The 19728-nt window shown below is 64.7% G+C and carries 21 protein-coding genes; 15 read left to right on the top strand and 6 right to left on the bottom strand.

The window, feature by feature from the left end; all coding sequences use genetic code 11:
• Positions 1–46 precede the first annotated feature (46 nt).
• On the bottom strand, positions 47–1303 hold the full coding sequence (gene metK / locus K1X15_RS20795; protein ID WP_220305426.1) for a methionine adenosyltransferase: 1257 nt from the start codon (positions 1301–1303) through the stop codon (positions 47–49).
• A 221-nt stretch (positions 1304–1524) separates the two neighbouring features.
• Here metK and K1X15_RS20790 point away from each other — a divergent pair, with 221 nt between their 5' ends.
• The 7 genes from K1X15_RS20790 (at position 1525) to K1X15_RS20760 (ending at position 7017) form a co-directional block, all read left to right on the top strand.
• Positions 1525–2139 (top strand): ribonuclease D, encoded by a 615-nt coding sequence (locus K1X15_RS20790; RefSeq protein WP_220305425.1) that lies wholly within the window; start codon positions 1525–1527, stop codon positions 2137–2139.
• Positions 2140–2156: 17 nt separating this feature from the next.
• Entirely contained in the window at positions 2157–2810 is a 654-nt protein-coding gene (locus tag K1X15_RS20785) for a hypothetical protein (RefSeq protein ID WP_220305424.1), read from the top strand.
• A complete protein-coding gene (locus tag K1X15_RS20780) occupies positions 2807–3265 on the top strand; it encodes an LptA/OstA family protein (RefSeq protein ID WP_220305423.1) in 459 nt (152 codons plus the stop codon). Before K1X15_RS20785 ends, K1X15_RS20780 begins: the two co-directional genes overlap by 4 nt.
• The gene (gene lptB / locus K1X15_RS20775; protein ID WP_220305422.1) at positions 3262–4017 is read left to right on the top strand and encodes an LPS export ABC transporter ATP-binding protein; all 756 of its coding nucleotides are present in this window, start codon (positions 3262–3264) and stop codon (positions 4015–4017) included. The genes K1X15_RS20780 and lptB overlap by 4 nt, the downstream gene beginning before the upstream one ends.
• Positions 4018–4139: 122 nt before the next feature.
• Complete coding sequence (rpoN, locus tag K1X15_RS20770) at positions 4140–5672, top strand: RNA polymerase factor sigma-54 (protein WP_420828355.1); 1533 nt, start codon at positions 4140–4142, stop codon at positions 5670–5672.
• A gap of 252 nt (positions 5673–5924) precedes the next feature.
• Positions 5925–6503: a ribosome hibernation-promoting factor, HPF/YfiA family gene (hpf, locus tag K1X15_RS20765; protein WP_220305421.1), complete on the top strand. Its 579-nt coding sequence runs from the start codon at positions 5925–5927 to the stop codon at positions 6501–6503.
• 46 nt (positions 6504–6549) lie between these two features.
• Entirely contained in the window at positions 6550–7017 is a 468-nt protein-coding gene (locus K1X15_RS20760; RefSeq protein WP_220305420.1) for a PTS sugar transporter subunit IIA, read from the top strand.
• 171 nt (positions 7018–7188) lie between these two features.
• Here K1X15_RS20760 and K1X15_RS20755 read toward each other — a convergent pair whose 3' ends face one another.
• Complete coding sequence (locus tag K1X15_RS20755) at positions 7189–7473, bottom strand: DUF1150 family protein (protein WP_220305419.1); 285 nt, start codon at positions 7471–7473, stop codon at positions 7189–7191.
• Between the two features lie 28 nt (positions 7474–7501).
• A complete protein-coding gene (locus K1X15_RS20750; protein WP_220307648.1) occupies positions 7502–7921 on the bottom strand; it encodes an Hsp20 family protein in 420 nt (139 codons plus the stop codon).
• Between the two features lie 118 nt (positions 7922–8039).
• Here K1X15_RS20750 and K1X15_RS20745 point away from each other — a divergent pair, with 118 nt between their 5' ends.
• The 7 genes from K1X15_RS20745 to K1X15_RS20715 all read left to right on the top strand — a co-directional run bounded on the left by K1X15_RS20745 (position 8040) and on the right by K1X15_RS20715 (position 16029).
• Complete coding sequence (locus K1X15_RS20745; protein WP_220305418.1) at positions 8040–8885, top strand: glycosyltransferase family 2 protein; 846 nt, start codon at positions 8040–8042, stop codon at positions 8883–8885.
• A 140-nt stretch (positions 8886–9025) separates the two neighbouring features.
• Entirely contained in the window at positions 9026–9226 is a 201-nt protein-coding gene (gene rpmI / locus K1X15_RS20740) for a 50S ribosomal protein L35 (protein WP_035084480.1), read from the top strand.
• 21 nt (positions 9227–9247) lie between these two features.
• Positions 9248–9652 carry a 50S ribosomal protein L20 gene (gene rplT, locus K1X15_RS20735; RefSeq protein ID WP_220305417.1) on the top strand — a complete coding sequence of 135 codons (405 nt, stop codon included), beginning with the start codon at positions 9248–9250 and terminating at the stop codon, positions 9650–9652.
• Between the two features lie 111 nt (positions 9653–9763).
• Positions 9764–10894 (top strand): phenylalanine--tRNA ligase subunit alpha, encoded by a 1131-nt coding sequence (gene pheS / locus K1X15_RS20730; protein ID WP_220305416.1) that lies wholly within the window; start codon positions 9764–9766, stop codon positions 10892–10894.
• 195 nt (positions 10895–11089) lie between these two features.
• On the top strand, positions 11090–12127 hold the full coding sequence (locus K1X15_RS21540; protein ID WP_220305415.1) for an ASCH domain-containing protein: 1038 nt from the start codon (positions 11090–11092) through the stop codon (positions 12125–12127).
• A gap of 12 nt (positions 12128–12139) precedes the next feature.
• Positions 12140–14560 (top strand): phenylalanine--tRNA ligase subunit beta, encoded by a 2421-nt coding sequence (gene pheT, locus K1X15_RS20720; RefSeq protein WP_220305414.1) that lies wholly within the window; start codon positions 12140–12142, stop codon positions 14558–14560.
• A gap of 179 nt (positions 14561–14739) precedes the next feature.
• On the top strand, positions 14740–16029 hold the full coding sequence (locus tag K1X15_RS20715) for a bifunctional folylpolyglutamate synthase/dihydrofolate synthase (RefSeq protein WP_220305413.1): 1290 nt from the start codon (positions 14740–14742) through the stop codon (positions 16027–16029).
• Positions 16030–16169: 140 nt separating this feature from the next.
• Here the strand turns inward: K1X15_RS20715 and K1X15_RS20710 are convergent, their stop codons facing one another.
• The gene (locus K1X15_RS20710) at positions 16170–17843 is read right to left on the bottom strand and encodes a glycoside hydrolase family 3 protein (RefSeq protein WP_220305412.1); all 1674 of its coding nucleotides are present in this window, start codon (positions 17841–17843) and stop codon (positions 16170–16172) included.
• A 146-nt stretch (positions 17844–17989) separates the two neighbouring features.
• On the opposite strand from K1X15_RS20710, the gene K1X15_RS20705 reads away from it, so the two are divergent.
• Positions 17990–18787, top strand: a complete 798-nt coding sequence (locus K1X15_RS20705; protein ID WP_220305411.1) for an alpha/beta fold hydrolase — start codon at positions 17990–17992, stop codon at positions 18785–18787.
• Positions 18788–18814: 27 nt separating this feature from the next.
• On the opposite strand, the gene trxA (K1X15_RS20700) is transcribed toward K1X15_RS20705, so the two are convergent.
• Together trxA (K1X15_RS20700) and trxA (K1X15_RS20695) are read right to left on the bottom strand one after the other, a co-directional pair.
• A complete protein-coding gene (gene trxA, locus K1X15_RS20700; protein ID WP_420828383.1) occupies positions 18815–19141 on the bottom strand; it encodes a thioredoxin in 327 nt (108 codons plus the stop codon).
• 181 nt (positions 19142–19322) lie between these two features.
• A complete protein-coding gene (gene trxA / locus K1X15_RS20695; protein WP_220305409.1) occupies positions 19323–19646 on the bottom strand; it encodes a thioredoxin in 324 nt (107 codons plus the stop codon).
• Positions 19647–19728 lie beyond the last annotated feature (82 nt).

The raw sequence follows: 19728 nt of genomic DNA, 5'->3' as shown, positions 1-19728 counted from the left end.
GACCGCCCGGAGGATATACGATCTGGTGGCCAGAGATCAAACAGGCTCAGGCGACCGCGGCCTTGAGCGCCTTGACCAGGTCGGTCTTCTCCCAGGAGAAGCTACCATCGCGCCCGGCCTTGCGACCGAAATGGCCATAGGCCGAGGTCTTGGCATAGATGGGCTTGTTGAGGTCGAGATGGGTGCGGATGCCCCGCGGGGTCAGGTCCATGACCTCGGCCAGCGCCTTTTCCAGCACCGCCTCATCCACCTTGCCGGTGCCGTGCAGGTCGACATAGATCGAGAGCGGCTTGGCGACGCCAATGGCATAGGACAGCTGGATGGTGGCGCGATCGGCCAGACCGGCGGCGACCACGTTCTTGGCGAGGTAACGCGCCGCATAGGCCGCCGAGCGGTCAACCTTGGTGGGGTCCTTGCCCGAGAAGGCGCCGCCGCCATGGGGGGCCGCGCCGCCATAGGTGTCGACAATGATCTTGCGCCCGGTCAGGCCCGCATCGCCATCGGGACCGCCCACGACGAATTTTCCGGTGGGGTTGACGTGCCAGATGGTGTCATCCCCGATCCAGCCTTCGGGCAGGGCCTGGCGGATATAGGGCTCGACGATCTTGCGCACGTCGGACGAGGTCAGGGTCTCGTCCAGATGCTGGGTGGAGAGCACGATCTGGGTGACCCCGACCGGCTTGCCGTTTTCGTATTTCACCGTCACCTGGCTCTTGGCGTCGGGGCCAAGCTTGCCGGCCGGGCCATGATTGGCCTTGCGCGCCTCGGTTAGGGTTTCGAGGATCTTATGGGCATAATAGATCGGGGCGGGCAGCAATTCGGGGGTTTCCCGCGCCGCATAGCCGAACATGATGCCCTGGTCGCCAGCGCCCACATCCTTGTTGCCGGCTTCGTCCACGCCCACGGCAATGTCGGCGGACTGGCCATGCAGCAGCACGTCGATGCGGCAAGTCTTCCAGTGGAAGCCGGACTGTTCATAGCCGATGGCGCGGATGGCCTTGCGGGCGGCGGACTTGAACTTGGCCGGGTTGACCACGGGGTGGCCGGCGGCGTCGGTGACGATCTGGCCGTCCTTGCCCTTCTTGAGCAGGGTCTCGGGCACGCGCACTTCACCGGCGATGATCACGCGATTGGTGGTGGCCAGGGTTTCGCAGGCAATGCGCACGGCGCCTGCGTCCATGCCGGCCTTCTTGGCTTCCTTGAAGACCAGATCGACGATCTCGTCGGAAATCCGGTCGCAGACCTTGTCGGGATGGCCCTCGGAAACGGATTCCGAGGTGAACAGATAGGAGGATCGGGCCACGTTAAACCTCTTTGCAAGTGGCGAGGGCGCACGCGGTAGTGCGCGTGTGCGGACAGGATTCCACACACTTTCGGCGCTGTTTCTCGCAGGTCCGGGGACGGAAAGCAATAGCGATATAAAGAAAGCTTTATGTCGGACCGGAAGCCGCCTTGCGGCGCATGCCTTTTCTTGGCCACCGCTCTGTGCCAAGGAAGGGACAGTTTCAAAGCGGGACCAGATTCATGGCCATCCGAGTGCATCGCGGCGACTTGCCCAATCTTTCCAATTACGGCCGCGAGGTGGCGATCGACACCGAGACCATGGGGCTCCATCCCCATCGCGACCGGCTCTGCGTGGTGCAGCTGTCACCCGGTGATGGCAGCGCCGATGTGGTGCAGATTCCCCAGGACGCCAATGAAGCCCCCAATCTGGTGAAGCTTCTCTCCGATCCGGGCGTGACCAAGATCTTCCATTATGCGCGCTTCGATGTCGCGGTGCTGCAGAACCGGTTCGGGGTGGTGACCGGGCCGGTCTATTGCACCAAGATCGCCTCCAAGCTGGTGCGCACCTATACCGACCGGCACGGCCTCAAGGACCTGGTGCGCGAATTGCTCAATGTCGATCTCAGCAAGCAGCAGCAAAGCTCGGACTGGGGCGGGGAGAAATTGAGCGACGCCCAGCTCGACTATGCCGCGTCCGACGTGCTTTACCTCCACGACCTCAAGCGCCATCTCGACCGCATGCTGGCCCGCGAAGGCCGCACCGAACTGGCCCGAGAATGCTTCGACTTCCTCAAGACCCGCTGCGCGCTCGACCTGATGGGCTGGGAAGAAACCGACATCTTCGCCCATAGCTGACGGGTCGGACGGGAGCCATGCCAGCCCTAGCCGGCCCGCGCCAAAGCTATCAGCAACTCGCCCGCCGCAATGGCCGCGTGGCGATGCTGCGGCTGGCCGTGCCCTTGCTGGGCGCGCTGGTGCTGGGCGGGCTGATGGCACAGATCTACCTGGCCAGCCTTACCGGCCGGTTCGACATTGCCCATGTTACGGTCACCCCCGATGCCGTCGCCATCGAGGCGCCCGTCTATGTGGGGACGCTGGCAGACGGGTCATCCTACCGGGTCTGGGCGGAGCGCGCCCGGGCGGCCAGCACACAGAGCGAGCTGATCGATCTCACCGATGCGCATCTGGTGATCAACCGGATCGACGGCGTGCAATTGACCATGGAGGCCGCCGAGGCGCAGCTCGATACCGCCAGGCAGCTCACGCTGGTGCCGGGCCTGGCCGATGTCGCCGATTCCACGGGAACCGTCGGGACCTTGCGCGATTCCATCTTCGATTGGCAGGCCCAGCTGTTGACCACCCGCGGTCCGGTGGCCATCGACTATGCCGATGGCTCGACGGTGCGGGCCCAGGGCCTGGTCTATGACGCGGCCGCAGTCGACTGGACGTTCGAGCGCTCCGTGGTCACGCTGCCCTCGACCCCGGGCGAGGGTGACCCCGGGGCCATTGGAGACGAAACGCAATGAAGCGCAGCGCGATTGCCCTTGCGGTGATGCTGTTCCTCGGCATCGGCCCTGCCCTGGCGCAGAACCCGGTGGAGATCACTTCCGACCAGTTCGTGATGAACGAGACCGCGCATGAAGCGGTGTTCACCGGCAATGTCGTGGTGGTGCATCCCACTGTCACGGTCTGGGCACCCAAAGTGGTGGCGACCTATGGCGAAGGCGGCACCACCGACATCGAGACCTTCATTGCCTCGGGCGGCAATGTGCGATTGAAGACCAAGGACCAGGACGCCACCGGCGACCAGGCGGTCTATACGCCGGGCGACCAGCTGATGCGCCTGACCGGCAATGTCACAGTGGTCAATGCCAGCGGCACGGTCAATGCGACCGAGCTGGTGGTGAACATGGCGACCGGGGTTTCCACCTTCACCAGTGCCGGCGGCGGCAGGGTCACCGGGGTGTTCACCTCGCAATGACCCCCGATCCCCGCCCGCGCATCGACCAGACCGGCTGGCTGGTGGCCCACAACCTGGCCAAGAGCTTTGGCAAGCGCACCGTGGTGCGCGACGTGTCGCTGGCGGTCCGCCGCGGCGAGGCGGTGGGCCTGTTGGGTCCCAATGGCGCGGGCAAGACCACGGTCTTCACCATGATCATGGGGCTGGTCAAACCCGATGCCGGCAAGATCCTGCTCGACGGGCAGGACATCACCCGCCTGCCCCTGTTCCAGCGCGGGCAATTGGGCATCGGCTACCTGCCGCAGGAGCCCTCCATCTTTCGCGGCCTGTCGGTCACCGACAATATCATGGCGGTCTTAGAGAACACCGTGCGTGACAAGGCCGAACGCCAGCGGCGGCTGTCGGCGCTGCTGGAGGAGTTCTCCATCGGCCATATCGCCAGATCCAATGCGCTGGCGCTGTCGGGCGGGGAACGCCGGCGCGTCGAGATCGCCCGGGCGCTGGCGGCCGATCCGGGCTTCATGCTGCTCGACGAACCCTTTGCCGGCGTCGACCCGATCGCGGTGGCTGAGGTCAAGGGCCTGGTGCGGCAGTTGACGCGGCGCGGCATTGGCGTGCTGATCACCGACCACGCGGTGCGCGAGACGCTGGGCCTGGTGGACCGCGCCTATCTCATCCATGGCGGCAAGGTGATGATCCAGGGCAAGCCCGAGACCATCTCCGCCGACCCCGAAGCACGCCGCGTCTATCTGGGCGAGAGTTTTTCCATCTAGGGCATTGCACCAGTCGCTGGATTGCCGGTTCCATTGCCTCTGGAGCGCAATTGGCACGAAACTTGCCGCGCGCCGGAAATTGAGTCATGGTCCCGGCCGGGAAGCAGCCGTTCGCGGCTGAAATGTTTGCATCCAAGGGCCAATTACGCATGGCGCTATCGCCACGGCTGGAATTTCGTCAGAGCCAGAGCCTGACCCTGACCCCGCAGCTGATGCAGTCGATCCGGCTGCTGCAGCTCAGCCATCTCGAGCTCAACGACTTCGTCGATGCCGAATTGCTGCGCAATCCGCTGCTGGAACGCGAGGAAGGCGGCGGGGACGATGTGGGGCCCGAAGAGCCGCAGCACGTGCCGGCGGAAATGAGCGCCTATGAGGACACCGTCGCCTCGGGCGAACGCACCAAGGACGCCAGCGAGATTGCCGAGGGCTATGACACGGCCGTCGAGAACGTCTTTCCCGATGCCGGCCCGCAGGATCACGCCCAGGCCTCGGGGCCGGACCGCAATGGCAGCTTCGAAGGCGGGGAAGCCCCCGATCTCGACCAATATGTCGCCAGCCGCCCGCGTCTCTCCGACCATCTGGAGGCGCAGGCGCATATGCTGCTGCGCACCCCGGCGGACCGGCTGATTGCCCAGCATCTGATCGACGGGCTCAACGAGGCCGGCTATCTGGTGGTGGAGCCCGAGGCCGTGGCCGAACTGCTCGGCGCCGAGCTGGCCGATGTCGAGGCGGTGCTCGAAGTGCTCCAGACCTGCGATCCCATTGGCATCTTCGCCCGCAACGTGGCCGAGTGCCTCGCCATCCAGCTGCGCGAACGCGACCGGTTCGACCCGATCATGCAGAAGCTGATCGCCAATCTGCACCTCTTGGCCGAGCACAACATGGCCGGGCTGCTCAAGGCCGTTGGCTGCGACCGCGAGGACCTGGCCGACATGCTGGCCGAACTGCGCCAGCTCGATCCCAAGCCGGGGCTGGCCTTCGACAGCGCCCCGGTGGAAGCGGTGGTGCCCGATGTGTTCGTGCGCCCCGGCCCCGATGGCGGCTGGCAGATCGAGCTCAATACCGAGGTGCTGCCCAGGGTGCTGGTCAACCGCGTCTATTACGCGACGGTGACCAGGAAGACCCGCGACACGGCCGAGAAGAGTTTCCTCAGCGACTGCCTCAATACCGCCAATTGGCTGACCAAGAGCCTCGACCAGCGCGCCCAGACCATCACCAAGGTCGCTGCCGAAATCGTGCGCCAGCAGGACGGGTTCCTCACCCATGGCGTGGCGCATCTCAAACCCATGACGCTCAAGACGGTGGCCGAGGCCATCGACATGCACGAATCGACCGTCAGCCGGGTCACCGCCAACAAATACATGGCGACCCCGCGCGGGCTCTATGAGATGAAGTATTTCTTCACCACCGCCATTTCGTCCTCGGATGGCGGCGGAGACCATTCGGCCGAAGCGGTGCGCCATCGCATCCGCCAGCTGATCGATGCCGAGCCGGCCAATGACATTCTCTCCGACGATACGATCGCCGAGATGCTGCGCAAGGAGCAGGGAATCGATGTGGCGCGGCGCACCGTCGCCAAATATCGCGAGGGCATGAACATCCCCTCATCGGTGATCCGCCGGCGGCAGAAAAAGGGCCTCGAGCGCATCGCCTGACCACCGCCCGCGCCGGGACGACCACCCGTGATTCATGGCGCGCTAACGGTAAGTGGCAGGCTTGTGGCTGTCACCTGCTTATTCACGCCTATCCGCCCAGTTGCGCATGGACAGCCCCCCTCGGCCGGGACTAGCATCCCAGGTGTCGGCACCCCACATCTGGGGGGTCGGCAGACGCAGGTCCCGTTACAGCCGGGAAGCGGCTTTTCGGAACTCTCGCGTCGCGCCCAACGACCGAAAGGAACAAGAGCCATGACCCTACGCGTTTCGGGAAAGAACATGGATGTCGGCGATGCCCTCCGGGGCAAGGCGGAGGAGCATTTCGCATCCGTTGTCGGGAAATATTTCGACGGCGGCTATGACGGCCATCTCACCCTGACACCGGACGGCATCGGTTATCGCGCCGACTGCGTGGTTCATCTCGATTCTGGCGCCGTGCTGCAGGCCAGCGCCCAGGCGGGAGACGCGACCAGCGCCTTCGAGGTGATGGCGCTCAACATCGAAAAGCGGCTGCGCCGCTATAACCGCAAACTCAAGCAGCACCGCAAGGGCAATGGCGCCAATGGCGTGGACGGCGTGACTGCCCAATATACCGTGTTCGGCGCCTCGGACGCCATTGACGAGCTGGACGAGGACTATGCGCCGCCGGTCATTGCCGAGACGACCAAGAGCCTGCGCCAGATGAGCGTCGAGGAAGCCGTGATGGAACTCGATTTCTCTGGACAACAGGTCGTGATGTTCCGCCATGCTGGACATGGCGGGCTGAATGTGGTTTACCGCCGCGCAGACGGCAATATTGGCTGGATTGATCCGGCCCTGAGCGCGAATTGATCGGCGCTGGCAATGCCAAGACTTGGATAGATCCTAAGGCAGATTTATGGAATTGGCCGATATTCTGGCGAAGCACGCGGTGCTGACTTGCACCGGCGTGACCAATAAACGCCAGCTATTTGAAATCCTTGCACAAAAAGCTGCAGAGCTGACCGCATTCCCCAAGGAGGAAATCCTCTCGACCCTGACGGGCCGGGAGGAACTGGGCTCGACCGGCCTGGGCAATGGCATTGCCATTCCGCATGGCAAGATCAAGGGGCTCAAGGGCGTGACGGCAGCGTTTGCCCGCCTCGACCAGCCGATCGACTTCGACGCCGTGGATGATCAGCCAGTGGACCTGGTGGTCATGCTGCTGGCGCCCGTGGGCGCTGGTGCCGATCACCTCAAGGCCCTGTCGCGTGTCGCACGCCTGCTGCGCACCGAAAGCGTCACCGATCAGCTGCGCCGGGAGACGGACCCCGAACGCCTGCATGCCATCCTGACGGCGCCGCTGGAAACGACCTACGCGGCCTGAGCGATCGGGACATTGACGGATATGCAAACCCCTGCGGCCCGGCTGCGGGGGTTTTTGCTGGCATTGCCGGATCAGGCAGCCGTTGGGGAGGGGAGCAAAAAGCCTCCTCCCCTTTGCAGGGGGAGGAGGCGTCGCAATTCGTCCTGTCTTCAGCTGCCGAGCCAGCAGGGGTCAGTGCAGCGTCGCCAGCCCGATATTCTGGTCGCCCAGCCATTCGGTGACCGCCTCGGTGGTATCGGCCACCATCAGCGGCGTGCCATCGGCGGACATCACCAGCTGGTACTGGGTGGCCCCATCGAACTCGGCATCATGGATCATGGTCGACAGCACCAGGCCCGAGACCGGCTTGATATAGGCAACCGCGTCACCGCCGAGCGCCGCGAACTGAGCGCGCGTCAAGTGCTTGAGCGGGTTTGCGGCATCGATCATGTCTTCGGTATTGCGCTTATCCATCATTTTTCGGCCCTTTCTTTGTTCTCTTTCCTCACAAGGAGCGAATGTCGATCTGTCGGGCGATTTTGGGCGCGCGGGGGCGCTCAAGAGCAATAACGAGCATACCATGTCCCAAAGTTGCATCTTTGACCTGCATGCCGTCGGCAAGCAGAAAGTTGCGCTGGAACTGGCGCGCGGCAATACCGCGATGCAGGAAGTCCCGTCCGGGCTCGTCGGCCTGCCGGCCGCGCACCAGGAGCTGGTTGTCTTCCACGCTCACCTCGAGGTCGGTGCGGGCAAAGCCGGCCACCGCAATGGAGATCAGGAACCTCTCGGTCCCGTCCTCATCCAACGAGCGCTCGATATTGTAGGGGGGATAGCCTTCCGCCGATCGGGCCAGCCGGTCGATGCGCTCTTCAAAGCTGTCGAAGCCGAGCAGAAACGGGGCGGAAAACACCGAGATACGCGACATAATCAAAGCGTCCTTGATCATCAAGCAACGTCCACTGCGCGACCCGAACTCAGTGGCATCGCGCGTCTGGCCAAGATATGGGTCAGGCATAGCCAAGGTTCAAGCCAGAGGTCAAACCGTGCCCCAGACTGTCGCCATCATCACCCCGGCCTACAAGGCCCAGCCCACGCTGGCGGCGACCGTGCGCAGCGTGCTCGACCAGACCCATGCCGATTGGCAGCACTGGATCATCGCCGATGACGGCTTCGACTATGGCGCTTTCCTCAGTGAACAGGGGCTGAATGACCCGCGCCAGGTGTTCCTCACCAGCGGCGGAGTGGGCCGCGGCGCCTCGGTCACCCGCAATGTGGCGCTCGACCGGCTCGAGACGCCTTATGCGGCCATTCTCGATGCCGATGACCGGCTGAAGCCGCAAAAGCTCGAAAAGGCCGTTCTGGCATTGGAGCAATATGGCATCGTCACCACCGCGCTCGACGTGATGACCGAGGATTTCCGCCATCTGCGCTTTGTGGGCGACGGGCCGGACCGCGTCCTCGGCCCGGGCGCGCACAAATGGGTGAACCTGTCCATGGACGCCATGGTGGTCTGGGACCGGCGCCGCGGCGACGGGCGGTTCGACCCGGACATGAGCAACATGACCGATCTCGAATTCCTTTTGCAGCTCTACCGGACCATCCCCGAAAGCGTTCATATCGGCACGCCGCTGCACGACTACATCAAGCGTGACGGCTCGATGAGCAATTCGAAAGACGTCGCGGCCGGCATGATCGCCAGCAAGACCGAAATCCACCGCCGGCTCCTGGCCGGCCATTACGGTCTGGGCGAGGAAGAGGTTGCCGGGTTGATCGGCTTTCTCAATGTCTCGATCACAGCCGAAGCCGCCTATGGCGCGGCGCTGGCGGCCCGCCCGGGGCTGCTGTTCGAGGATCACATCGAGCCGATGCTGGCGGCAGCGCGTGCCTAGCCACCGCAAGGCTTGCCTTTCCCCGGCTTTCCCCTTATAGACCCCCATCTTCCGGACCGCCCGGCCAAAAGGCATGCCGTGGCGGTTCTTGAATGCGATGGGCCTCAATCCATCCGAATATTTCTATAAGGACCCGCAAAATGCCCAAGATGAAGACCAAGTCCGGCGCCAAGAAGCGTTTCAGCTTCACCGCCTCGGGTAAGGTGAAGGCCGGCGTTGCCGGCAAGCGCCACCGCCTGATCAGCCACAACGCCAAGTACATCCGCACCAACCGCGGCACCAAGATCCTGTCCAAGGGCGACGAGGGTCTGGTGAAGTGGTACATGCCGTACAACCGCTAAGAGCTGGAAGGACACTGAACAATGGCACGCGTTAAGAGGGGCGTAACCGCCCACGCTCGTCACAAGAAGGTCTTGAAGGCCGCCGAGGGCTATTATGGCCGTCGTAAATCCACGATCCGTATCGCCAAGCAGGCCGTCGAAAAGGCCGGCCAGTACGCGTATCGCGATCGTCGCGTCAAGAAGCGCAACTTCCGCGCTCTGTGGATCCAGCGCATCAACGCTGCCGTCCGCGATCACGGCCTGACCTATAACCGATTTATCGACGGCCTCAGCAAGGCTGAGGTTGCTGTCGACCGCAAGGTGCTGTCCGATCTCGCGATCACCCAGCCCGAAGCGTTCGCAGCCCTGGTCGCAAAGGCCAAGGCCGCTCTGGCGTATCTGGAAAGCGTGGACTCCGTCACCCACGCCCGCGTCACCGCCGCCTAACCTTTCAGCTTCGCTGAGGTCAAAAATCGCGCCTTGCGCCGCCCGGAAGGGCTGGCGCAGGGCGTTTTTGTTTGCTCTAACCGCGCCACAAAGTCCGAGTTGAGAATAAAGATGTCCCTGGAAGCCCAAATCGAAACCCTGCGCACCGAACTGTCCGCCGCCATTGCCGCTGCCGACAATGAGGCCGCGCTCGACGCCGTCCGCGTTGCGGCGCTGGGCAAGAAGGGCAGCGTTTCGGCCCTCCTCGCCACGCTGGGCTCCATGGCTCCCGAAGAGCGCAAGTCAGCCGGCCCGGCCATCAATGGTCTCAAGAACGAGATCGCCGGTCTCATCGAAGCGCGCAGCGAAGAGTTGAAGGCCGCGGCGCTCGAGGCTCGGTTGGCCGCAGAGACCGTCGACGTCACCCTGCCCCTCAAGCCCGCCCCCACCGCGCGCGGCCGCATCCATCCGATCTCGCAGACCATCGACGAGATCACCGCGATCTTCTCGGACATGGGCTTCTCGATCGCCGAAGGGCCCGATATCGAGACCGACTATTTCAACTTCACCGCGCTGAACTTCCCCGAAGGCCATCCGGCGCGCGAAATGCACGACACCTTCTTCATGAAGCCGGGTCCGGACGGGGTGAAGAAGGTTTTGCGTACGCATACCTCGCCGGTGCAGGTGCGCGTCATGCAAAAGACCAATGAAAAGCCGGCGGCGCCCTACATTACCCCGGCCATGGACCCGCCGATCCGCGTGGTCATGCCCGGCCGCACCTATCGCAATGATAGCGACCAGACCCACACGCCCATGTTCCACCAGGTGGAAGGCCTTGTCATCGACAAGTCGAGCCATATCGGCCAGCTGCGCTGGGTGCTCGAAGAGTTCCTGAAGGCCTTCTTCGAAGTGCCGAGCGTGACGCTGCGCTTCCGCCCGAGCTTCTTCCCCTTCACCGAGCCCTCGATGGAAGTGGACGTGCAATGCGACCGCTCGGGTTCCGAGGTGAAGATCGGCGAGGGCAATGACTGGCTCGAAATCCTGGGCTGCGGCATGGTCCACCCGAACGTCATCCGCAATGCCGGACTCGACCCCGATGTCTACCAGGGCTTTGCCTGGGGCATCGGCATCGACCGCATCGCCATGCTGAAATACGGCATGCCGGACCTGCGCGCCTTCTTCGACGCGGACCAGCGCTGGCTCGACCATTACGGCTTCCGCCCGCTCGACCTGCCGACGCTGTTCGGGGGGCTGAGCAGCTAGAATGCCGACAGGTCAACCCGTTCTTTGGGCTCCTGCGTCTCCCTCCCCCTTGTGGGGAGGGACGGCGCGCAGCGCCAAGGGTGGGGGTGTCTCGCCGCAGACACTGTGCTTGTGGCCTACCCCCACCCTCATTCCCTCCCCACAGGGGGGAGGGAGGCGATGGGTCATGCCTCGCGGGCAGGTTGAGGCATCCAGATGACCAGTACACCCGACACCAAGGGGCCCATCCGCTTCAGCTTCGGGGATTCCCCGGAGCTGGCTGACCGTCTGCTTGCGCTGGTGCTGGCGGGCAAGAAGACCGCGACCTGTGGCGCTTTGCGCGATATCGGCCGGGACGAGCCCATGCCCGAAATCGGGCGCCGCGATGTGGTGCTCAATGGCGCGGGCGAGGAAGTCTGTGTCATCGAAACGACCTCGGTCGAGGTGAAACGCTTCGACGATATCGACCCCAGCTTCACCGATCTCGAAGGCGAGGGGCCTTATGCCGAGTGGCGGGCGGGCCATGAGGCCTATTTCGCCCGCAATGGTGGTTTTTCGCCGGACATGGAAATCGTCTGCGAGACCTTCAGGCTGGTGACCGTGCTCCCGGCCGGGCGCGATCTCTATGCAAAGGTGGCGCGGCCGATCTTCATCGTCACCGATATCGAGAGCGACGGGCCGACGCCGCTGCACAATTCCATGCTGAGCTTTGCCTCCGTCGCCGTGGAGGCCGATGGCACCCGCCATGGCGAGTTCGAGGCGGTGCTGACGCCGCGTTCGGACAGGATGCAGAACGAAACCACCATGGCCTGGTGGGCGACCCAGCCCGAGGCCTGGAAGGCCGCCACCGAGGGCGCTGAAGACCCCGCCCTGGTCATGCCGCGCTTTGCCGATTGGGTGGAGTCGCTGCCCGGCCCGAAGGTCTTCGTGGCCGCGCCGATGATTTTTGATGGTCTCTGGATGGACCATTATCTCGACGAATATGCCGGCACCCGCGCCCTTTCCGGCCCCTTCAAGGGCCGCCAGATTTTTCGCGGCGGTGGCATCTGCCTCTATACGATGGCAGGCACTTTGCGCGGCGCGCCCTATCTCGATTGGGGGATGAGCAAGCTGCCGGCCGAATTCTACGGCCACATTCCCCACACCCACAGGGCCATCGACGACGCCAACGGCTTTGCCAATGTGCTGGTCGAACTCCTCAAACTCTCTTCCGCCCTGCCGCCGATCCAAGGCAGCAAGAGCGACTTCCGCTAAAAGGCTACACAGATGAAATTCACGCTCGACTGGCTCAAGGAACACCTTGAAACCACCGCATCGGCCGAGGAAATCGGCAAGGCCCTGACCATGATCGGTCTCGAGGTGGAAGGCATTGAAAGCCAGGGCAAGGCGCTCGAAGCCTTTGTCACCGCCCATATCGTCTCTGCCGAACAGCATCCCAATGCCGACAAGCTGCGCGTCTGCAAGGTCGACGCGGGCACCGGCGAATTGATCGACGTGGTCTGCGGCGCGCCCAATGCCCGCACCGGTCTCAGATCCGTCTTCGCCTTCCCCGGCACCTATATTCCGGGCAAGGACATGACCATCGGCAAGGGCAATATCCGCGGCCAGGTGTCGAACGGCATGCTCTGTTCCAATGCTGAGCTGGAATTGTCCGAAGACCATGACGGCATTATCGAGCTGCCCGAAGATGCGCCCATCGGGGTGAAATATGTCGACTATGCCGGCATGGATGGCGTGGTCTTCGACATTTCCATCACCCCCAATCGCGGCGACGCCACCGGCGTTTATGGCGTGGCACGCGATCTGGCCGCCTTTGGCCTCGGTACGCTGAAGACCACCGATTTCTCGCCCATCCCCTCCAAGGGCAAAAGCCCGATCGCGCCGCTGCCGCACCAGTTCGGCGCCGACGAGCCCAAGGCCATCCGCAAGTTCGCCGGGCGCTATCTGAAGGGCATAAAGAACGGTCCCTCGCCCGACTGGCTGCAGCAACGCCTGCGCGCGGTGGGCCTCAGGCCCATCAATACAGTCGTCGACATCACCAACCTCGTCTCGCTAGGCTGGGGCCGTCCGCTGCACGCCTATGACGCCGACAAGGTCGAAGGGCAGATGGTGCTGCGCAATGCGCGTGGCGAGGAATTCGATGCGCTGGACAACAAGATCTATACGCTCGACCAAACCATGACCGTCATCGCCGATGACAAGGGTCCGCTGTGCCTCGGCGGCATCATGGGCGGCATCCGTTCGGGCGTGACCGAAGAGACCACCAATGTCTTCATGGAATGCGCCAGCTGGGACCCCGATCTCATCGCCCAGTCCGGCCGCAAGACCGGCATTGTCTCGGACGCCCGCTATCGCCTCGAGCGCTCTGTCGATCCGGCCCTGACCGAGCCCGGCATGGAACTGGCGACGCGCCTCGTGCTCGAGCTCTGCGGCGGCGAGGCCATGGAGCCGGCCATTTCTGGCGAGGACGTGTTCCCTGACACGGTCGTCGATTTCCCGCTTGCCGAAGTCAAGCGCCTCACCGGGCTCGATATTTCTGCCGACCGTATTGCCGACATCCTCTCCCGCCTTGGCTTTGTCATGGAGGGCAATGGCCCGGTGCGGGCGGTGAAGGTCCCCTCCTGGCGCCCGGATGTGACCCAGAAGGCGGACCTTGTGGAAGAAGTGATGCGCATGGTTGGCGTCGACAATGTGCCAGTCGAGCCGCTGCCGCGCCTCAGCCATGTCGCCCCGCTCATGCTGACCACGATCCAGAACCGCCGCCGCATCGCCCGCCGCGCCCTGGCCGCGCGGGGTCTCGACGAGGCCGTCACCTGGAGCTTCATCTCACACGACGACGCCACCCGCTTCGGTGGCGGCACGGAAGACCGGCAATTGGCCAATGCCATTGCCTCGGACATGACCGACATGCGCCCCTCGCTGCTGCCGGGCCTCATCGCCGGTGCGCGCCGCAATGGCAATCGCGGCTTTGCCGATGTGGCCCTGTTCGAAGTGGGGCAGATCTTCCTCTCCGACCAGCCCGAAGGCCAGCACACCTATGCCTCGGGCATCCGCACCGGCACGGCCGGGATGGATGGCGCTGGCCGCCACTGGTCCGGCAAGGCCGAGAAGGTCGGCGTCTGGGATGCCAAGGCCGATCTGGCCGCCGTGCTCGACGCGCTGGGCGTCGATATCGAGAAGGTGCAGGTGCTGCCCGAAGCCGCCAGCTGGAGCCATCCGGGCCGTGGCGGGCGCATTGCCCTCGGGCCCAAGATCACCCTGGGCTGGTTCGGCGAGCTGCATCCGGCCCTTTGTGCCGAGCTCGACATCGAGGGGCCGGTGGCCGCCTTCGAGATCGATCTCGATGCCCTGCCCGAGCCGCGCAGGAAGGCGACCCGCACCAAGCCGGCGCTGGAGCTGTCTCCGTTCCAGCCGGTCAGCCGCGACTTCGCCTTTGTCATGGATCGTGCCGTTCCGGCCGCGTCCATCCTCAAGGCTGCGCGCGGCGCCGACAAGGGCCTGATCAGGCAAGTCGACATTTTCGACGTGTTCGAGGGCGCCCATGTGGGCGAAGGCAAGAAATCGGTGGCCATCGAGGTGACCCTGCAGCCGCGCGAGCGGACCCTGACCGACGAGGAAATCGACAAGGTTTCGGCAGCGGTCGTCGCGGCGGTAACCAAGACCACGGGCGGCGAGCTCAGGAAGTAGCTCTTCACCCTCCCCCTCGCGGGGAGGGCAGCGCAGCTTGCCCCAAAGGGGCTTAGCGTAGCTGGGTGGGGGATTGGCGGGCGCCGAATGCGTGTCGCACCCCCACCCAGCCTCCCCCGTCAAGGGGGAGGAGCCGGGCCGGTGGCGTGACCGGCAACGTGCCAACTTCGGAGACATAGATGTCCCGCACCGACGCCATCCTCAAACGCCTCAGCCAGCTCCATCCCAAGCTGATCGATCTCAGCCTCGATCGCATGCTGCCGCTGCTGGCGCGGCTGGGCAATCCGCAGGACCACCTGCCGCCGACCATCCACGTCGCGGGCACCAATGCCAAGGGCTCGACCATTGCCTATCTGCGCGCCTTTCTCGAAGCGGCGGGCAAAAGGGTGCATGTCTATAATTCGCCGCATCTGGTGCGGTTCAACGAGCGCATACGCCTCGCCGGTGAGCTGGTCGGCACGCGCAGGCTCAATGCCGCGCTGGAGCTGGTGGAAGCGGTCAATCACGGCGATCCCATCACCTTTTTCGAGGTCACCACCGTCACCGCGTTCAAACTCTTTGCCGAAACGCCGGCCGATTATCTCCTGCTCGAAACCGGCATGGGTGGCACCTATGACACCACCAATGTCATCTCCCATCCGCTGGGCACGATCATCACGCCGATCGATCTCGACCATCAGGGGTTCCTGGGCAATTCCGTGGCCGAGATTGCCGTCAGCAAGGCGGGAATTCTCAAGGCCGGCGCCCCGGCTGTCATGGGCATCCAGCGCGACGAGGCCCGTCCGGTGCTGGAGCGCGCTGCCCGGCGCCTGGGCGTCACCCCGCTCTGGCAGAACGAGGATTTCCACGGCTCCGAACAGGATGGACGGCTGGTGTTCCAGGACGAGTCAGGCCTCATTGACCTGCCACCGCCCGCCCTGCCCGGCCCGCACCAGTTCGACAACGCGGCCCTGGCCATCGCGGCAACGCGCCATTTCGGCCTGCCGGTGGACGCGGCGGCCCTGGCCGAAGGCCTCCGGCGCGTCACCTGGCCAGCCCGCATGCAGCCGCTCCGCGAGGGGAAACTGCGCGCCCTGCTGCCGCCGGGGCATGAACTCTGGCTCGATGGGGGCCACAATCCGCATGGCGCGGCGGCCCTGGCCCGTGCCATCGCCGCCATGCCGCCAAGGCCGCTGGTGCTGATCATGGGCATGATGAACACCCGCGCCCCGGAAGACTTTCTCGAGGCTTTTCGCGACCTGCATCCCGCGCAGGTGATCGCCCTGACCATCCCGGGCGAGGAGAACGCCCACAAGGCCGAAGACATCGCTGCCCGCGCCCGGGCCCAGCGCTTCCCGGCCAGGGCCGCGCGCTCGATCACCAGCGCCCTCAGGGCGGCGGCGGAAATCGAGAATGCCCGCGTGCTGATCTGTGGGTCGCTTTATCTGGCCGGGGACGTGCTGGCGAAGAACGGCACCCGGCCGGACTAGCGGCCACACCCCTCACCCGTCTCGGCCTTTGGCCGATCCACCCTCTCCCACAAGGGGAGAGGGGTGAGCCGGTGGTTGCGTCAACTCCGAGTCCCCTTCTCCCCTTGTGGGAGAAGGTGCCCGAAGGGCGGATGAGGGGGTCAATACTTCCCCTGCTCACTCCCGCAGAATGCATCCACCGGGCTCTTGCCCTCAAACGGCTTGCGGCCCATCAGGCATTCGACCACGGCGGCCTGCATGTCCTCGTTGGAGCCATAGGCGTTGACATAGGTGGGCACGCGCGGCGCGTCGTGGAGGTAATAGGGGAAGCCCAGCGACACCATGAGCGTCGGAACGTCGTGCCAATAGCGCTTCATGGCACCAAAGACATTGCCCGTAAGACCCTTCCAGTTGAGGAAGATGCGCTGCCGCGTCAGCAGCGTCTCCTCGGCCAGAAGGTAGAGCACCAGGTCAAAATCCTTGGCGTTGACCTGCATGTCGGGCGTGAACTCGGTGATCTCGAACCCCTCCTGCCGCAACAGGTCGGGCAGGGAGAGCGGCAGCGGCACCGGCGCGAAAGGCTGCACGGCCCCGGTCGAAAAGATCAGCACGCGCTTGTGGCGAGTGGGCGAGAGCGGCAGGAGGTTTGCCACGTCCTTGACCAGGGTGGGGACGCGCGCCGTGACAGCGGCAGCAGTCGCCTTGCTGTCGGCGCGCGCCATGATGACCTCGGCATTGGTGAGAGCCGGTTCGGGGCGGTCCGCCTTGTGAAGGCCCAGGGCCGCCTTCAGGGCCAATACGCGGGTCACCGCCTCGTCCACCCGCTCCTGGCTCAGCCGGCCATCGGCCACGGCCTTGACCAGATACATCAGGTCCGCATTGGGGTCGTCGGAAAACAGGATGACGTCGCAGCCCGATATCACGCATTGCGGGATGGTCTCGGAACGCGGGCCCCAATCGCCGAAACCGGCCATGGGCGTGGCGTCGGAGACGATGAGGCCGTTAAAGCCCAGCCGCTCGCGCAGCAGCGTCTGGTTGAGCACGGCGCTTTGCGTCGCCGGGCGATAGGCGTCGGCGCCAGCATCGGGGTCGAGTTCACGCACAAAGCCCGGGAAGGCGATATGGGCGGACATGACGCTCATCACGCCCGCATTGATGGCGGCGCGATAGAGGCGGCCAAAGGTCTTTTCCCATTCGGCGAGGGACAGCGGATTGACCGTGGTCACCAGGTGCTGGTCGCGGTCGTCATAGCCTTCGCCCGGCCAGTGCTTGACGGTCGCGGCGACGCCCTTGGCCTGAAACGCTTTGATCTGGGCCAGCGCATGGCGCTCGATCCGGTCCACGTCATCGCCATAGGAGCGGGTGCCGACAATGGCACTCTGGAAGGCCTTGTTGATGTCCACGACTGGAGTAAAGCTCCAGTTGAGGCCCACCGCCCGGGCCTCCTCGGCCATCAGCGTGGAAATGGCCGTGGTGGCCTCGACATCGTCCACGGCGGCCAGGCCCAGCGGATTGGGCACTTCGGTCCCGAAGGGCAGGCTCATGCGGCTGCCTTCGAGATCGGCGCTGACCGTCATGGGCACCGGGCCCGCGCTATCGATCTGGCGCATGAGGCCGATTTCCTCGGCCAGGTCGGGCGAGAAGATGCGGGTAATGCCGCCAGGCTTGAAGGCGCGGATCGCCTGCAGGGCCTCGTCGGGCGCCTCCCGCGAGAGCAGCACGAAGAGCTGGGCCAGCTTGTCGCGCGGGCTCAGGCGGTCGCGGGTTTCGTGCACCCAGGCCACCGCCTCGTCATCGAGATTGAAAGGGGCGGCGGTCAGATCGATGGCGGCCAAGGGCGCTGCTCCTCGTCTTGTTATGGTTATTGTTGTCCAATGCTTATCAGCAGCAAAGGGACAGGAACAAGGCGGGTGCGGGACCGCCGCGTCGAAAGCGGCGCATTTGGTTCGTCGTGTCGGTATTGCCACAAGGGAGACAGCTCATGGCCAGTGTCATATCGAAGGACGGTACGCGGATCGGCTACGACATGTTCGGGGAAGGACCGCTCCTGGTCTGCATTGCCGGCGCGACGCAATACCGGGCGATCGACCAGGACGGGACGCCCGGTCTCGCCCGGCTGCTGGCGCCGCATTTCACCATACTGATCTACGACCGGCGTGGACGCGGCGAGTCCACGGACACCATGCCCTATGCAGTCGCCCGCGAAGTGGAGGACATTGCGGCGCTGATCGACGCGCATGGGGGGCGCGCCAGCCTTTTCGGCATGTCGTCGGGGGCAGTACTGGCGGTCGAGGCCGCGGCTGCGCTCGGCGGGATGATCGAGGGCCTCGTGCTCTACGAGCCGCCGGTGGACCCGACCCGAAGCGCCGAGGACTACCGAGACGATCACGCGGCCATGGCCGAACTGGCCCGGGACGGCCAGTCCGAGGACATGATGATCCGGTTTCTTGAAGATGTGATGCCGGCAGAGGCGTTGGAGGGGTTCCGGCAGTCGCCGGCTTGGCCCGCCTTTGCGGCGGTCGGCCTGACCATCGAGCACGATTATCGCGTGCTGGCCGAGGCGCGGGAGCGCGATACGCCGCCCGCACGCTGGTCCGCCATCACCGCGCCGGCCCTCGTGGTGGATGGCGATCAGAGCTTCGATTTCATGAAGGCCGGCGCCGATTGGGTCGCCGGCGGCCTGCCCGGAGCGCAGCGTCGCACGCTGGCCGGGCAGGACCACGGCTATGATCCCGCGGTCCTGGCGCCGGTCGTCCTGGCCTTTCTCGGCCGGCAATAGCGGCGGCCGGGCGCGCCGTGCCCGAGTTCAGGCGGCGTGCTGCTCCAGCCACTTGATCAGCTGCACCCGGCTCTGGCCGGCGCCGACCTTCAGATCCACCGGCTGGCCGTCCTTGAAGATGATCAGCGTGGGCATGGAACGCACGTTGTACTGCACGGTGATGCCGGGATTGGAATCGACGTCGAGCTTGACGATCTTGACGCTGGCCGCCAGCTCCTCGGAGAGGGCCTCGATGGTCGGCTCCATGGCCTTGCAGGGCGGGCACCATTCGGCCCAGAAATCCACCAGCACGGGCTTGTCCGAGCCCAGCACTTCCTGGGCAAAATTGGCATCGGTCACGTTGAGCGCCATCAGTTTCCTCCATCGGCAACGGCCGATGACGCTAGGCCGAGTCGTCGCACGGGGGAAGGGATGGTTTTGCGTGTCACCACGATGGCGGAGTTCGGTTTGCCCCGCCCCCAGCGGGGCCGTCGAGACAAAAACACCGCTGGATCGCTCCAGCGGTGTCTTTCAAAAACCTGTGGTCAGGCCTGGCTCAGGCCGCGTGGCCTTCGAGCCATTTGGTCAGGCCCGCCTTGGGGGTGCCGGCGCCAATCTTCATGTCGGCCGCCTCGCCACCCTTGAACAGGATCATGGTGGGAATCGAGCGAACGCCATATTGGGCGGCAATGCCGGGGTTCTCGTCGACATTGAGCTTGACGATCTTCACCTTGCCCTCCAGCTCGGAGGAGAGCTCATCCAGAACCGGGGCAATGGCCCGGCAGGGCCCGCACCACTCGGCCCAGAAATCGACCAGGACGGGTTCATTGGAGCTCAGGACTTCCTGGCCGAAATTGGCTTCGGAAACGGCTTTGGTCATGGTTTTCATGCCTTTTTGTACTGTCGCGCCGACTGCGGGAGGCTGGGGCCGGGGCGAGGCGGCGCGCTTGAGTATGTCTGGT

Origin of the sequence: Devosia salina (genome assembly GCF_019504385.1) — a bacterium.
Classification (GTDB): Bacteria; Pseudomonadota; Alphaproteobacteria; order Rhizobiales; family Devosiaceae; genus Devosia; species Devosia salina.
The sequence above is the reverse complement of the archived record's forward strand: the minus strand, read 5'-3'. Positions and strand labels throughout refer to the sequence as shown.

Coding starts and splice junctions, on each gene's coding strand:
- hpf (WP_220305421.1), top strand. CDS start 5,925: ATGACCCTACGCGTTTCGGGAAAGAACATGGATGTCGGCGATGCCCTC.
- K1X15_RS20790 (WP_220305425.1), top strand. CDS start 1,525: ATGGCCATCCGAGTGCATCGCGGCGACTTGCCCAATCTTTCCAATTAC.
- trxA (WP_220305409.1), bottom strand. CDS start 19,646: ATGACCAAAGCCGTTTCCGAAGCCAATTTCGGCCAGGAAGTCCTGAGC.
- pheT (WP_220305414.1), top strand. CDS start 12,140: ATGAAATTCACGCTCGACTGGCTCAAGGAACACCTTGAAACCACCGCA.
- K1X15_RS20715 (WP_220305413.1), top strand. CDS start 14,740: ATGTCCCGCACCGACGCCATCCTCAAACGCCTCAGCCAGCTCCATCCC.
- K1X15_RS20785 (WP_220305424.1), top strand. CDS start 2,157: ATGCCAGCCCTAGCCGGCCCGCGCCAAAGCTATCAGCAACTCGCCCGC.
- K1X15_RS21540 (WP_220305415.1), top strand. CDS start 11,090: ATGACCAGTACACCCGACACCAAGGGGCCCATCCGCTTCAGCTTCGGG.
- rplT (WP_220305417.1), top strand. CDS start 9,248: ATGGCACGCGTTAAGAGGGGCGTAACCGCCCACGCTCGTCACAAGAAG.
- rpmI (WP_035084480.1), top strand. CDS start 9,026: ATGCCCAAGATGAAGACCAAGTCCGGCGCCAAGAAGCGTTTCAGCTTC.
- K1X15_RS20780 (WP_220305423.1), top strand. CDS start 2,807: ATGAAGCGCAGCGCGATTGCCCTTGCGGTGATGCTGTTCCTCGGCATC.
- K1X15_RS20755 (WP_220305419.1), bottom strand. CDS start 7,473: ATGATGGATAAGCGCAATACCGAAGACATGATCGATGCCGCAAACCCG.
- rpoN (WP_420828355.1), top strand. CDS start 4,140: ATGTTTGCATCCAAGGGCCAATTACGCATGGCGCTATCGCCACGGCTG.
- K1X15_RS20705 (WP_220305411.1), top strand. CDS start 17,990: ATGGCCAGTGTCATATCGAAGGACGGTACGCGGATCGGCTACGACATG.
- K1X15_RS20760 (WP_220305420.1), top strand. CDS start 6,550: ATGGAATTGGCCGATATTCTGGCGAAGCACGCGGTGCTGACTTGCACC.
- lptB (WP_220305422.1), top strand. CDS start 3,262: ATGACCCCCGATCCCCGCCCGCGCATCGACCAGACCGGCTGGCTGGTG.
- pheS (WP_220305416.1), top strand. CDS start 9,764: ATGTCCCTGGAAGCCCAAATCGAAACCCTGCGCACCGAACTGTCCGCC.
- K1X15_RS20750 (WP_220307648.1), bottom strand. CDS start 7,921: ATGTCGCGTATCTCGGTGTTTTCCGCCCCGTTTCTGCTCGGCTTCGAC.